This window comes from Stutzerimonas sp. R40042 (assembly GCF_026642215.1).
GTDB classification, from domain to species: Bacteria; Pseudomonadota; Gammaproteobacteria; order Pseudomonadales; family Pseudomonadaceae; genus Stutzerimonas; species Stutzerimonas frequens.
The window spans coordinates 4,544,231-4,557,870 of record NZ_CP113258.1; the positions used below are offsets into that span (position 1 = coordinate 4,544,231).

The window sequence follows — 13,640 nt, forward strand, 5'->3', positions numbered from 1 at the left end:
TCGCTGCGTCGGTCGTGGTGGTTACAGCCAGCGAAAAATTATTTTGAGATTTCCTCGCGACGTCCCTACCGTGACCCTGGCCGACGGGCGGCGGACATTTCGCGGTTCCACCTGTAACCAGAGCAGCCGATGGAACGAACTACCTCTCAGGAGACACTCCAGGCCCGCGAGAACGAGCTGCGCGCGCTGCTGCTGCGCGGGCTCGATGGCGATGCGAGGGCCTACCGGGCATTTCTCGATCAGCTCGGCGGCCATCTGCGCGGTTTTCTGCGACGCCGTCTGGCGCAGTCGAGCGAGCTGGAGGACGTTCTGCAAGAAGTACTGCTGGCGGTGCACAATGCGCGGCAGACCTATCGCGCCGAGCAGCCGCTGACGGTCTGGGTGCAGGCGATCTGTCGCTACAAGCTGGCCGACCACTACCGCGCCCGTGGCCGTCAGGCCGCGCAGACCGACTGGCTGGACGAGGCCGACGAGCTGCTCGCCGTAAAGGACAATGAGCAGGCCGAGGCCCGCCGTGATCTGGGCAAGCTGCTCCAGCAGCTGCCGCCACGCCAGCGGCTACCTATCGTTCACGTCAAACTGGAGGGCCGCTCGGTGGAAGAAACTGCGCGTCTGACCGGGCTTTCCAGCTCGGCGATCAAGGTCGGCATCCATCGCGGGCTCAAGGCCCTGGCGGCGAAGATTCGAGGTGGCGCATGAAAACCGATGACCTGATTGCTCTGCTCGCCAACGAGGTTGCGCCGGTGGACCGGCACGTCGTTGCCAAGCGCTTTGCTATCGCGCTGCTGTGCGGGCTGGCCGGCGCGCTGTTGCTGATCGTGACCGCGTACGGCATTCGCGCCGACCTGGCGGTGATCGCCACCACGCCGCTGTTCTGGGCCAAGCTGGCACTGCCGGCGACCCTGCTCGCCGGCGCGCTGTTGCTGACCACGCGCATGGCCCGCCCCGGCACGCAGGTGGGTCGCAGCTGGGTACTGCTGGCCGCACCGGCGGTGATCGTCTGGATTGCCGCTCTGGCGATCCTGATCACCGCACCGGCCGACGCGCGCATGCCGCTGCTGCTGGGCAGCACCTGGCGCGAGTGCCTGGCGAACATCGCGCTGTTGTCGATCCCCGCCTTCATCGCCGCGCTCTGGGCATTGCGCGGGCTGGCGCCGACGCGCCCGCGCCTGGCCGGCGCCGCTGCCGGCCTGCTCGCCGGCAGCATCGCGGCGCTCGCCTACAGCCTGCATTGCCCGGAGATGGCGGTGCCGTTCTGGGCGCTCTGGTACCTGCTCGGCATGTTGCTGCCCGGCGTGCTCGGTGCACTGCTTGGGCCGCGCCTGCTGCGCTGGTGAGGCGCCGCAGCGCGCCCTGGTCCGGCATAATCGTCGACCCGCCCGCGGAGCCGAAGCCATGCAGATCGACGAAGAACTGACCCTGAAGAAGCTGGAAGTGTTTCTGGCCTTCATGCGCAGCGGCAATCTGGGCAAGGCCGCGGTGGAGCTGAACACCAGCAACGTCAGCGTGCACCGCGCCATCCACTCCCTGGAAAGCGCGCTACGCTGCCCGCTGTTCAAGCACGAGGGACGCAACCTGATCCCGCTGGAAAGCGCCTACGTGCTGGAAGAGCGCGCCCAGCAGCTGGTCAAGGACGTGCTCGAGACGGTGCGCCAGACCCGCGAAGCCGCCGGCTTCTCGGCCGAGCGTTTCAAGCTCGGCGCGCTGTATTCGCTGACGGTGAAGACCGTGCCGCAGCTGATCATGGGTCTGAAACTGCGCCGCAGCGAACTCAACATCGACCTGATCCTCGGCTCCAACGTCGACCTGCTCTACAAGCTGAAGAACATGGAGCTCGACGCCATTCTGGTGTCGCTCAACGAGAGCGTGGCCGATCCGGACTGCGCGCAGGTGCAGCTGTTTTCCGACGATATCTTCCTCGCCGCGCCGGCCGACTCGCCCTTCGCCAACCAGAGCGAGGTGGATCTCAGCGACCTGCGCGACGCCACCTTCATCACCCTGTCCCAGGGTTTCGCCACCCATCAGGACGGCAACCGGGTGTTCCAGCTGGCGGGTTTCGAGCCGAAGGTGGCGATGCAGGTGAACGACATCTTCACCCTGCTGAGCATGGTCAATTCCGGGGTCGGCTATGCGCTGCTGCCGGGGCGCGTGGGCATGGTCTACGAATCGCGGGTACGACTGATCCCGCTGCAGGCGCGTTATCACCTGCAACAGCACATCGGCGTGGTGTTCCTCAAGGCCAAGGAGCGCGACCCCAACCTGCTGGCGCTGCTCGCCGAATGCCGGATGTATGCCCGGCGCGCGCTGGAGCAGAGCGAGGATGCCAAGTCTGGAAGGACGTAGGGTGGAAAACCCGCGCAGCGGTTTTCCACGCGTCGGCATATGGCCAGCCGATCGGGATGATCGGCGCCGCAAGGTGGAAGAGGCTTCGCCGTCTTCCACCCTACGACTGCATGGCTAGGCGACGGCTGTCTGCCCGGATGCCACCGGAGCGGGCCGGCCCAGGCTTTGCGCCACCACGTCGCCGATCATGTCGGCGGTGATCGCGCTCAGCGTCCAGCCCAGGTGCCCATGGCCGGTGTTGTAGAACACGCACGGCGAGCTGCCGCGGCCGACCTTGGGCATCATGTTCGGCATCATCGGGCGCAGGCCGGCCCACGGCACCACGCTGCGGGTGTTGACGCCGGGGAAGCACTGGTTGACCCACTCCACCAGCGGGCGGATGCGATCGGCGCGGATGTCGCGGTTGTAGCCATTGAACTCGGCGGTGCCGGCGACGCGGAAGCGGTCGTCGCCGAGGCGGCTGGTGACCAGCTTGGTCTCGTCGTCGAGCAGGCTGACGGTCGGCGCCGAGGCACGGCTGGTTTCGTCGTTCAGGTTGACGGTAATCGAGTAGCCCTTGACCGGGTAGATGTTGACCCGGTCGCCGAGCTGGGCTGCCAGTGCACGGCTGGCGGTGCCGGCACAGACCACCAGGCCGTCGAACTCCAGCCGCTCGTCACCGCCAACGCCAGCGAGGATCACGCTGGCACGCTTGCCGTCGCTGGTCACCGACTTCACGTCGGCACCGTAGCGGCAACGCACGCCGAGACGCTCGATCGCCGTGGCCAGACCATGGGTGAACTTGTGGATGTCGCCGGTGGAATCGCATTCGGTGTAGTAGCCGCCGTAATAGGTGCCGGCCAGGGTCGATTCGATGGCGCGCATCTCCTCGGGCGTCACGCTGCGCCGCGGCAGGCCGCCGGCAGCGAGCAGCCGCGAGACTTCGCCGGCATGCTCGAAGCCGGCCTTGTCGCGGTAGATGTGCAGGATGCCCTTCTTCTTCAGGTCGAAATCGACGCCCTCGGCCTCGGCCCAGGCGAACAAATGTTCACGCGCGGCGATCGCCAGGCGTGCGGTCTCGATGGTGTTCTTGCGGTAGTTGGGGATCGAGCCGATGAACTCGGCGAACCAGGAGAGCTTGTGCCAGCTGGGCTTGGGATTGACCAGCAGCGGCGCGTCGCTCTTGAGCATCCACTTGAGGCCCTTGACGATGGTCGACCAGTGGTTCCAGACCTCGGCATTGGAGGCCGACAGCTGGCCGCCGTTGGCGAACGAGGTTTCCATCGCCGCGTAGCGGTGCTTTTCCAGCAGGGTGACGGCGAAGCCGCGCTTGGCCAGGGCATAGGCGGTGGTGACGCCGGTGATGCCGCCACCGATGACTGCGATTGTTTTCATTGTTGCGCTCCAGGACGTCAGGGGGTCATAGCCCGTGCGCCCAACGCGCGGCGGGCGCCCCCTCTGTTCTGGACCTGAGAGATTCACGAGCCAGGGCGGCCCGCTTGCTCCTTCGGTGCGCCCGGCGACGAAAACCGGGCGGCTCTTCAGAGTGTCTGCGGTGGTAGCGGTCCTTTTGCCTGAGAGTTTCCGGGGCGGTTGCTCCTTCGGCGCTGCCATGCGGCAGTCTCTCCCGCTAGCACATCGACCCGCGCCCGCTGCCTGCGGCAATCGGTCGCGAATCAAGGGTTACCCTGCCAGAAAAAACCGTTGCTGTAACCCCCCGGTTTTGGTCAGAAGCCAGCCGACGGTCTGGCAGGTGGAAAATCGCTTTGCGAGTTTTCCACCCTACGCATGGCTACCGTAGGGTGGAAAACGGCGCAGCCTTTTCCACCTTTGCTGCTGCGTCTCAGCCGAGCAGCCCGCGCATGACGAAGAACAGCAGCGACGGCCCGAGCAGGCAGCCCAGCGCGGTGTAGAACGCGGCGGTCAGACAGCCGTAGGGCACCAGCTTCGGATCGGTGGCCGCCAGACCGCCGGCCACGCCGCTGGAGGTGCCGATCAGGCCGCCGAAGATCACCGCCGAGCGCGGGTTGTTCAGGCCGATCAGCGGGGCGACGAAGGGCGTGGCCACCATCACCAGGATCGCCTTGACCAGGCCGGCGGCGATCGACAGCGCCATCACCTCGGAGCTGGCGCCGATCGCCGCGCCGGTGACCGGGCCGACGATGTAGGTCACCGCACCGGTGCCGATGGTGGTCAGGCTGACCGCATCGGTGTAGCCGAAGGCGATGGCCACTGCGACACCGGCGATGAAGGAGGAGAACACGCCGACGAACAGCGCCAGCACGCCCACCATCCCGGCGCGCTTGAGCTCTTCGACGCTGACACCGAAACCGGTGGCGACGATGGCGAAGTCACGCAGCATGGCGCCGCCGAGCAGGCCGATGCCGGAGAACAGGGCGATATCGACCAGGCCCTTCTGCCCGCCGGTGACCACGCCGCCGATGTAGGAGAGCAACAGGCCGATGAGGATGGCGACTGCCGAGCCGTGCAGGCGGCCCTTGGTGAGCTTGTCGGACAGCCAGTAGGACAGCCACATGGTTGCGCCGATGAGGGCGAAGCCGCTGATCATGCCGTAGCCGGTGACCACTTTCATGAGCGATTCGTACATGGCCATTACCCCCGTGCGCTGCTGGTGGTGGGCTTGGCGGTGGCAACCGGCTCGGCCTCAGACTTTTTTCGGCCGATGCGGTCCAGCACCGGGACCAGGGCGAAGGCCAGAACCACCGCGGCGATGCCGGCGAGAATCGCCATCGGGCCGCCGGACAGCGCGCCGTAGACGTTCTGCTGCGCGGCCATGGCGACCACGATCGGGATGTAGACGGCGCTCCAGAACTTCACGCCCTGTTCGGTTTCCGGCTTGAACAGGCCGCGGTTCTTCAGGTAACTGCCGACGAGGATGAGCAGCACCATGGCGATGCCGACGCCACCGACGTTGGCCGGTACGCCGATCAGCTTGCCGAGCAGCTCGCCGACGAAGATGCCGGTGAGGGTACACAAGGCCAGGAAGGCCACACCAAAGATGATCATTGTTCTTGTCCTTTTTGGTTGCGCCGCCTGCAGAGGGCTTGGCGCGTGTTGTCGAGGTCGTTGTTGTTATCCATCGATCAGCCGCGAGTAAGGCTTGCTCGCGCTGAATGTGCACGCGGTCTATCGGCTCTGGCTGCCCTCCTGACGCAGCAAGGCGTCCAGTGTGTCGAGCCGGGCGCCGTCGAAGGCGGCCAGCGTACCCTGTTCGAAAACCCGCCGCGCCAGGCCGGTCAGCACCTGGCCCGGGGGCAGTTCGATGTGCAGGCGCACCCCGCGTTCGTAAGCGGTGCGCAGGGTGCCGTGCCAGTCGATGATGCGGCACATGTTGAAGGCCAGGTCGTCGCGCAGGCGCTCGGCGTCGAACAGCGGGCGCGCCGAGGAGCCGCTGAGGTAGCGAATCCGCGGGGCATGCACCTCGACCTTGGCGAAGGCCTCCGCCAGTCGCTGTGCCGGCTGCTCGAGCAGCGCGCAATGCGACGGCACGCTCATCGCCAGGCGCCGCGCGCAGGAGGCGCCCAGCGCCTTGGCCCGCGCGGCTACCGCGGCCATGGCGGCATCGCTGCCAGCGATGACGATCTGGTTGTCGGCGTTGATGTTGCCCAGGTGAACCGGGCCCTCGGCTTCGGCCAGCAGCGTCTCGACCGTGCCCAGCGACAGGCCGAGGATGGCTGTCATGCCGTAGCCCTCGGGGTAGGCCTGCTGCATCAGCTCGCCGCGCAGGGCGACCAGGCGCAGGGCGTCGGCGAACGCTAGCGACTCGGTGACAACCGCCGCGGCATAGGCACCGATGGACAGCCCGGCCACGTAGTCCGGCCGCTGGCCATCGCGCATCAGCAGCCGCGCCCCGGCGACCCCGGCGATCAGCAGGCAGAGCTGCACCGCGCGGGTCGATCGCAGCGCCTCGGCCGAATCGAGCAGCAGCGCATCCTCGCCGAGCACGGCACTGGCCTCGGCCAGGGTTGCGGCGACTTCCGACGCCTCGGGCAGGCGCTGCAGCATGCCGGGCTTCTGCGCGCCCTGGCCGGGAAAGGCGAACAGGCTGCTCATGCGACCCGCTCCGTGCCGTCCGATGCCAGCCGCCAAGGGTCGGCCACCAGGCGTGCACCCGTGGCGCACTTGAGCAGCACGCGAGCCGTCTGGCCGGCCCACTCACGCAGCGCGATGGCGCCGTTGGGAGTTTCGAGCTGCATGTCGATGCGGCTGGGTGCGCCGTCGAACAGCGCCAGCAGTTCGGCGGCCGCGTCGCGTGACAGCGGCTCAGGCACACGCAACAGCAGGTCCAGGTCACTGCCGGTGGTCACCGTTGGCAGCTCCGTGGCGAGCTGGTAGCCCACCGAGCCGGTCACGCCCCAGCCGTAGCCCAGGGCGTCGAGCATCGGCTTGACCAGCTCCAGCGCACGCAGCGCCGCAAGCCCGGCGGTTGGCAGCCGCTGCACCAGTTGTTCAGGGCTGACGCAACGCAGCACGCGGCCGAGCGCCATCGAGGTGGCGTAGCGCTGGTCCCGGCTGGCGCCGCGTACACCCACCGCGACCTCGCCGAGCGCCACCCGCGCCCGACGCACCACCACCGGCTGGCCGGCAGCGAGCACCCGACGCGCCCAATCCGGCGCGTCGGCCGGCAGCTGGGCCGGGGTCATGCCCCAGAGCAGGTCGTGGGGACGCGGTGTGTCGTGCATCTACAGCCTCCTCGTGATTGTTGTTGTCGAGTCGCTGACGGGTTCGGCGATACGGCCGCTCAGGTGTTCGCTACCACTGCGCGCGCAGCAGCTCGCGCACCCGCGACGACGCCTCGCGGTTCGGCGCGCCGAGACGACCACGCAGATCGCTGCTGCCACCGATGTCCGCCACAGCCTTGTTCAGGCAATCACGCACCCGCGCCAGGTCGTCCGCCGAAGGCTGCTCGATGCTGTCCACCGAGAGGGTTTCCCAGAGCAGGCCGAGGGTCGCGTAGTTGTCGATGTCGTAGGCCATCGGCGGCACCGATTCGGCCAGGGCTTCCAGCTCCTCGACGCTGCGCAGGGTGATGCGCGCCGCGGCGGCCTTGCCCATGGCATGCACCATCACGCCCGGATCGCGCAGGGCGATGATCCGCTGGGCCTGATAGCCGTGGGCGAGAAAGGCGCCGGACATGGCCTTGCCCACCAGCAGCGCGATCACCGGGTGCCCGGCCAGCCGCGCACGGGCATAGCCGTCCACCGCACCGGCCAGCGCCTGGTGAATGCCCAGCGCCTCCTCGCGGCGGCCATAGGCCTGGCTCGGCACGTCGACCACGGCGACCAGCACACGCTTGTCCGCCTTGTCGCGATCGGCGGCGATCACCTCGTCCAGCGCCTGGCCCAGGGCCCAGCCTTCAAGCAGACCGACCTCGCCATTGCGCGCGCGCGGGAAGGGATTCTCGGCGTCCGGCACCACAGCGATATAGCGGGCGGTGCGCTCACCGAGGGTGCCGTCGACCACCTTCACCGAGGCCGGATAGCCCGCCAGTGCCTGGCCGCCGGCCAAGGCTTGCAACCAGTTCAGTCCACGGCTCATTGGGCATCTCCTTCGTAGAGGGCACGCACGGCGGCGGCATCGAGCTGCGTGCGGGTGTCGACGTCGGCCAGGCGCTGGAGGAACCAGGCGTGGCGTCGGCTGCGCGGTTGAACGGGTTTGCCGAGGGCGAACAGCTCGTGCAGCTGCGCGCGGATGGCATCGGTGTCGTCGGCGACGTAGGCGTCCACCAGACCCGAGGCATAGCGTTGCTCACCGCCGGTCAGGCTCCAGATGAAGGGGCGGTCGCGCGAGTCGTACTCGTCGAGCCCGGCTTCCTGCTCGATCACCTGCGGGCCATTGAGGCCGACGCGGGCTTCGCGGGTGACGACCAGGTAGCTGCACAGCCCGGCGGCGATGGACATGCCACCGAAGCAGCCGACGGAACCGGCGACCACGCCGATCACCGGCTGGTAGTCGCGCAGCTCGACGATGGCCGCCTGGATCTCGGCGATAGCCGCCAGGCCCAGGTTGGCCTCCTGCAGACGCACGCCACCGGTTTCCAGCAGGAGCACGGCGCGGGTCGGGATGCCGTTGCGGTTGTCTTCGGCAGCCAGCTCCAGCGCGCCGGCGATCTTCGCGCCGCCGACTTCGCCCATGCTGCCGCCCTGGAAGGCGCCTTCGATGGCGGCGATCACCGCCGGCTGGCCGTCAATGGTGCCCTTGGCGACCACCACGCCGTCGTCGGCCTGGGTGACGATGCCCTGCTTCGGCAGCCAGGGCGAGGTGACGCGATCGAACGGATCGAGCAGTTCGCGGAAGCTGCCCTCGTCCAGCAGTGCGCGGGCACGCTGGCGGGCACCGAGCTCGACGAAGCTGCGCGACGCGAGTAAACGGGCCACGGTGTTAGCGGACGCATCAGTCATGGCCGACCTCCTCCAGTCCCTGCTCCAGGCGCAGACGCACTACGCCGGGCGTGGCCCCAAAATCGTGAATATCGATGTTCAATGCCGGTGGCGTCTGCTCGCGGAACATCCGCTCGAACAGGCTCTTCCAGCGTTGCTCGGCACCATTGACCGAGGTGACTACCTGGATCGCCAGCTTGCCGGCCTGGCCGGGTTCCAGCAGCACTTCCAGATCGCCCGAGCCGACCACGCCGACCAGGGCCTTGCCGCGGGCGGGTTGCCCGGCGGCGAATTCGAAAGACAGGGTTTCCATGTTCAGTTGCTCCCAGTCGGCGCCGGCGCATGCGGCGCCAGACGGTCGAGGAAAAGGGTGGCGGCCAGGAGGTCGGCGGCGCCCCCCGGCGAGGCGTTGAGGGCGAGCATGTCGCGATCGAGCAGGCGCAGCTGGCGACGACCGGCGAGGGTCGCGGCACCACCGGCTTCGAGCACGGCGCGGGCACCGGCCTGCATGCGGGTCAGCCCCTCAAGACCGGCGCGATGCAGCACGCAGGTGTCGGTCAGGCTGCTCATGATCGCCAGCAGTGCATCGAGCCTGGCGTTCTGCTCGCCGGCGCCGGCGCGGCGACTGGCCAGGAGTTGCGGCAAGCCGTGTTCGATGACCGCGGGAAAGCCGTGCTGCGCCTGTTCGCGGGCGCCGAGCACGCCGTAGCGACGGCAAACCCGCGCGCCATGGCTGTCCGGGTTGTGCGGCGCGGCCGGGTCATCCAGCCGCGCCAGGGCGGCCGCGCTGGCGGCGATCCCGCCGGCCGAAGCGCCGCTTTCCAGCATGGCCGCCGCGCTGAGCAGCCCCAGCGCCCAGATCGCGCCGCGATGGGTGTTGACCCCGGCGGTGACGCGCAACATCTCCGCTTCGCCGTCGCGGCCCAGCTGGCCGAGGGTTTCACGCAGCGCCTGGCTGACCCGACCTTCGCACCGCGCGGCATCGGCCATGGCGGCGAACGCCGGCCACAGCGACTGCGCCGAGGCGTGCATCAGCCCCAGGTGCAGATCGCTGTGCGCGCCACTGCCGCGCCGGTCGACCAGCCCCGGCTTGGGCGACAGATCGGCCTCGTCGACCAGCGCCTGCACCGCCAGATCGGCCAGGCGCTCGGCCGCGGTCGGCGCCTGTCGTGCAATGAGTGCGCTCATCACCAGCTCCTGAACTTGGCAGGCGGGTTGTAGAGGCCGCCGGACCACTCGACCAGCTCGGCGATGCTCTTGGCGGCGAGCAGTTCGCGGGTGGCGTCGTTGCGGCGGATGCCGAGGTCTTCCGGCAGGGCGATCAGCCCTTCGCGGCGCATGCGCTCGGTGTCCTTCGGGTTGTGCCGCAGGCCGATGCTGGTGACGCCGGCCACCGCGGCGATCATCGCCTGGCGTTCCTCCAGCGAACGGGCCTTGTACAGGTAGGCGATGCCTTCCTCGGTGAGCAGGTGGGTGACGTCGTCGCCGTAGATCATGATCGGCGCCAGCGGCATGCCGCTCTTCTTCGCCACCTCCACCGCGTCGAGCTGCTCGACGAAGGTGGGTTTGCCGCCTTCCTGGAAGGTCTCGACCATCTGCACCACGAGCTTCTTGCCGCGCTCGAGCATGGTCACCGGGGCCTCGCCGCCGGGCATGGCCATGTCCAGCCAGGCCGGGGTCGGATGGCGGCGACCGCGTGGGTCGTGGCCCATGTTCGGCGCGCCGCCGAAACCGGCCAGGCGGCCGCGGGTGACGGTGGAGGAATGGCCGTCGCCATCGACCTGCAGGGTGGCGCCGATGAACAGGTCCACGGCGTATTGCCCGGCCAGCTGGCACATCATGCGATTGGAGCGCATCGAGCCGTCGCGCCCGGTGAAGAACACGTCCGGGCGCTGGGCGATGTAGTTCTCCATGCCCAGCTCGGTGCCGAAGCAATGCACGCTCTCGACCCAGCCAGTCTCGATCGCCGGGATCAGCGTCGGGTGCGGGTTGAGCGTCCAGTTGCGGCAGATCTTGCCTTTCAGGCCGAGGGATTCGCCGTAGGTCGGCAGGATCAGCTCGATGGCCGCGGTGTTGAAACCGATGCCGTGGTTGAGCGACTGCACGTTGTGTTTTTCGTAGATGCCGCGGATCGCCATCATCGCCATCAGCACGTGCACCGGCTTGATGTGGCGCGGGTCGCGGGTGAACAGCGGCTCGATGTAGAACGGCTTGTCCGCCACCACGACGAAATCGACCCAGCTCGCCGGGATGTCCACGCGCGGCAGTTCGTCGACGATCTCGTTGACCTGGACGATGACGATGCCGTCGCTGAAGGCGGTCGGCTCGACCAGCGCCGGGGTGTCTTCGGTGCTGGGGCCGGTGTAGATGTTGCCGTGGCGGTCGGCCTGGAAGCCGGCCACCAGCGCGACGTTGGGGATCAGGTCCACCAAGAGGCGCGAGTAGAGTTCGATGTAGGTGTGGATGGCACCGACTTCCAGCAGGCCGTCTTCGAGCAGCTGGCTGATGCGCAGGCTCTGCGGGCCGGCGAAGGAGAAGTCGAGCTTGCGCGCGATCTGCCGCTCGAACAGATCCAGATGCTCGGCGCGGCTGACGCTCGGCATGATCATGTGCAGGTCATGTAGCTTGCCGGGGTCGGCCTTGGCCAGGGAGCGGGAGAGGAAGTCCGCCTGCTTCTGGTTGTTGCCCTCGAGCACCACGCGATCACCGGGGGCGATCAGCAGTTCCAGGGCCTCGACGATCCGCTCGCTGGGCAGTACCACGCCATCGGCGAGGCTGCGCACCTGGTCGAGACGGCGGGCTTTTTCAGCGCGACGACGCGACCACTGCGGCGGTGGGGAGATTGTTGTTGTCATGCTGACTCCACAGGTTTCCGCGATGTGGAGCGCACAGTAGGGAGGTGACCGGAAGGTCATCAATCAAGCAGCAGGCGCGACCGTTACGCTTGGGTTAACGATATGTCTGAACGGCCGGTTTGCGAGGCATGCAGCAGGCGCGGCGCATGGCACGCCACGCCTCTTGGAGCGATTACTTGTCGCGATCGATATTGAACGGCGACCAGGCCTGACGCGTCGGCATCACTTCCAGGCGATTGATGTTGATGTGATCCGGCAGGGTGGCGACGTAGAAGATCTGCTCGGCGATGTCCTCGGCGGTCAGCGGCGTGGTGCCGCGGTAGAGCCGGTCGCTGGCGTCCTGATCGCCCTTGGTGCGGACCAGGGTGAACTCGGTCTCGGCCATGCCCGGGGCGATGTCGGTAACGCGCACGCCGGTGCCGAGCAGGTCGCAGCGCAGGTTGTAGCCGAACTGCTCGACGAAGGCCTTGGTCGCGCCGTAGACGTGGCCGCCCGGATACGGCCAGTGGCCGGCCACCGAGCCGATGTTGACGATGCTGGCACCCTTGCCGGTGGCGATCAGCGTCGGCAGCAGCGCGTGGGTGACGTTGACCAGGCCGGTGATGTTGGTATCGATCATGGTGTGCCAGTCAGCGAGGTCGACCTGCTGCGCCGGCTGCGGCGCCAGCGCCAGGCCGGCGTTGTTGACCAGGCAATCGATCTGGCTGAACTCGCTGGGCAGCTGCTCGACCACCTCCTTCACCGCGCCGGCATGGCGCACATCGAGGGTGGCGATGTGCACCGGCACCTTCGCCGACAGCTCGCTCTGCAGCGCTTCCAGGCGCTCGCTGCGTCGCCCGGTGAGGACCAGCGCCCAGCCGGCCTCGGCGAAGCGGCGGGCAGTGGCGCGGCCGAAGCCGGAGGTGGCGCCGGTGATGAATACGATCTTCTGTTTCATGCTCTTCCTCTTTTCTGACAGGCCCGACCGTCGTGTAGGCGACGCGGCAGCTCGCTGACCAGCTTAGGGGCGCGCGCCGCGAAGGCAAAGCCTTGCGTGCGCCGACTGGCCGCTGCGCTGACCGTCGAAGCTTCACCGAATGGTCATCGCAGGTTCACGGACGCTTAGCGGGACTGCAACAGAGCCTGACTACCTTCTCGTCTAGACAAGTTGGCCGACCTCCCCGGCCGCGCAGACGAGAGGGCAAGACATGAATGCGGCTATTCGAGTCGAGCGACTGAACAAGACCTTCGCCGGCAAGCAGGCGCTGTTCGACCTGGGCCTGGCGATACAGCCAGGCGAGATGGTGGCGCTGATCGGCGCGTCCGGTTCCGGCAAGTCCACGCTGTTGCGCCATCTGGCCGGCCTGGCCTGCTGCGACCGCTCCGCCGGTGGACGCATCGAGGTGCTCGGCCGCGAGGTTCAGGCCACCGGCCGTCTGCACGGCGAGGTGCGCCGCCTGCGCGCCGACATCGGCTACATCTTCCAGCAGTTCAACCTGGTCAACCGCCTCAGCGTGCTGGACAACGTCCTGCTCGGCTTTCTCGGTCGCATGCCGCGCTGGCGCGGATCGCTGGGCATGTTCAGCGACGAGCAGAAGCGCCAGGCCATGGCCGCACTGGAGCGCGTCGGCCTGGCCGAGCGCGCCGCGCAGCGCGCCTCGACGCTCTCCGGCGGCCAGCAGCAGCGGGTGGCGATCGCCCGTGCGCTGACCCAGCAGGCCGAGGTGATCCTCGCCGACGAACCCATCGCCTCGCTCGACCCGGAGTCGGCGCGCAAGGTCATGGAGATCCTCGCCGACATCAACCGCCAGGACGGCAAGACCGTGGTGGTGACCCTGCATCAGGTCGACTACGCCCTGCGCTATTGCTCCCGCGCCGTGGCGCTCAAGGGCGGGCGCATTCATTACGACGGCCCCTCGGCGGCACTCAGCGACCACCTGCTTAACGACCTCTACGGCGCCGACCTGAACGCCAGCCTGCTGTTCTCCGACCGCGCCCGTGCCGCCGAGCCGCGGCAGCTGCAGCTGGTCAACGGCTGAGCCGCAGGTCAACCCGACAACTAACGCCACACCTCAGGAGTGAC

Annotated in this window: 15 protein-coding genes and 1 riboswitch; of the genes, 4 read left to right on the forward strand and 11 right to left on the reverse strand. The window is 68.0% G+C overall.

Annotation, left to right across the window (positions count from 1 at the left end; translation table 11 throughout):
• Positions 1-129 precede the first annotated feature (129 nt).
• Genes OUY36_RS21345 through OUY36_RS21355 form a run of 3 tightly spaced genes read left to right on the forward strand, consistent with a single transcriptional unit; the run spans position 130 to position 2,343 of the window.
• Positions 130-699, forward strand: coding sequence for a sigma-70 family RNA polymerase sigma factor (locus tag OUY36_RS21345; RefSeq protein ID WP_200630249.1), 570 nt, complete (start codon positions 130-132; stop codon positions 697-699).
• Entirely contained in the window at positions 696-1,337 is a 642-nt protein-coding gene (locus OUY36_RS21350; RefSeq protein WP_267935970.1) for a DUF1109 domain-containing protein, read from the forward strand. Before OUY36_RS21345 ends, OUY36_RS21350 begins: the two co-directional genes overlap by 4 nt.
• Positions 1,338-1,395: 58 nt before the next feature.
• On the forward strand, positions 1,396-2,343 hold the full coding sequence (locus OUY36_RS21355) for a LysR family transcriptional regulator (protein WP_063540160.1): 948 nt from the start codon (positions 1,396-1,398) through the stop codon (positions 2,341-2,343).
• 114 nt (positions 2,344-2,457) lie between these two features.
• Here OUY36_RS21355 and OUY36_RS21360 read toward each other — a convergent pair whose 3' ends face one another.
• The 11 genes from OUY36_RS21360 to OUY36_RS21410 all read right to left on the reverse strand — a co-directional run bounded on the left by OUY36_RS21360 (position 2,458) and on the right by OUY36_RS21410 (position 12,515).
• Entirely contained in the window at positions 2,458-3,717 is a 1,260-nt protein-coding gene (locus tag OUY36_RS21360; RefSeq protein WP_267935972.1) for a D-amino acid dehydrogenase, read from the reverse strand.
• A gap of 157 nt (positions 3,718-3,874) precedes the next feature.
• A riboswitch (glycine riboswitch) is annotated at positions 3,875-3,962 on the reverse strand.
• 203 nt (positions 3,963-4,165) lie between these two features.
• Positions 4,166-4,930 carry a malonate transporter subunit MadM gene (madM, locus tag OUY36_RS21365; RefSeq protein ID WP_061339912.1) on the reverse strand — a complete coding sequence of 255 codons (765 nt, stop codon included), beginning with the start codon at positions 4,928-4,930 and terminating at the stop codon, positions 4,166-4,168.
• A gap of 5 nt (positions 4,931-4,935) precedes the next feature.
• The gene (madL, locus tag OUY36_RS21370) at positions 4,936-5,349 is read right to left on the reverse strand and encodes a malonate transporter subunit MadL (protein ID WP_023444066.1); all 414 of its coding nucleotides are present in this window, start codon (positions 5,347-5,349) and stop codon (positions 4,936-4,938) included.
• A 120-nt stretch (positions 5,350-5,469) separates the two neighbouring features.
• The gene (gene mdcH, locus OUY36_RS21375; protein ID WP_267935975.1) at positions 5,470-6,396 is read right to left on the reverse strand and encodes a malonate decarboxylase subunit epsilon; all 927 of its coding nucleotides are present in this window, start codon (positions 6,394-6,396) and stop codon (positions 5,470-5,472) included.
• Positions 6,393-7,025 carry a malonate decarboxylase holo-ACP synthase gene (locus OUY36_RS21380; protein ID WP_267935977.1) on the reverse strand — a complete coding sequence of 211 codons (633 nt, stop codon included), beginning with the start codon at positions 7,023-7,025 and terminating at the stop codon, positions 6,393-6,395. Before OUY36_RS21380 ends, mdcH begins: the two co-directional genes overlap by 4 nt.
• 70 nt (positions 7,026-7,095) lie before the next feature.
• Complete coding sequence (mdcE, locus tag OUY36_RS21385; protein WP_267935979.1) at positions 7,096-7,881, reverse strand: biotin-independent malonate decarboxylase subunit gamma; 786 nt, start codon at positions 7,879-7,881, stop codon at positions 7,096-7,098.
• Positions 7,878-8,744: a biotin-independent malonate decarboxylase subunit beta gene (locus OUY36_RS21390; RefSeq protein WP_267935982.1), complete on the reverse strand. Its 867-nt coding sequence runs from the start codon at positions 8,742-8,744 to the stop codon at positions 7,878-7,880. The genes mdcE and OUY36_RS21390 overlap by 4 nt, the downstream gene beginning before the upstream one ends.
• Entirely contained in the window at positions 8,737-9,036 is a 300-nt protein-coding gene (locus OUY36_RS21395) for a malonate decarboxylase subunit delta (RefSeq protein ID WP_003281886.1), read from the reverse strand. The genes OUY36_RS21390 and OUY36_RS21395 overlap by 8 nt, the downstream gene beginning before the upstream one ends.
• Positions 9,037-9,038: 2 nt before the next feature.
• A complete protein-coding gene (locus tag OUY36_RS21400; RefSeq protein WP_267935985.1) occupies positions 9,039-9,911 on the reverse strand; it encodes a triphosphoribosyl-dephospho-CoA synthase in 873 nt (290 codons plus the stop codon).
• The gene (gene mdcA / locus OUY36_RS21405; protein ID WP_102839027.1) at positions 9,911-11,578 is read right to left on the reverse strand and encodes a malonate decarboxylase subunit alpha; all 1,668 of its coding nucleotides are present in this window, start codon (positions 11,576-11,578) and stop codon (positions 9,911-9,913) included. Before mdcA ends, OUY36_RS21400 begins: the two co-directional genes overlap by 1 nt.
• A gap of 172 nt (positions 11,579-11,750) precedes the next feature.
• Positions 11,751-12,515 (reverse strand): SDR family oxidoreductase, encoded by a 765-nt coding sequence (locus tag OUY36_RS21410; protein ID WP_046617401.1) that lies wholly within the window; start codon positions 12,513-12,515, stop codon positions 11,751-11,753.
• A gap of 250 nt (positions 12,516-12,765) precedes the next feature.
• Here OUY36_RS21410 and phnC point away from each other — a divergent pair, with 250 nt between their 5' ends.
• Positions 12,766-13,596, forward strand: a complete 831-nt coding sequence (phnC, locus tag OUY36_RS21415; RefSeq protein ID WP_267935987.1) for a phosphonate ABC transporter ATP-binding protein — start codon at positions 12,766-12,768, stop codon at positions 13,594-13,596.
• The last annotated feature ends 44 nt before the right edge of the window (positions 13,597-13,640 follow it).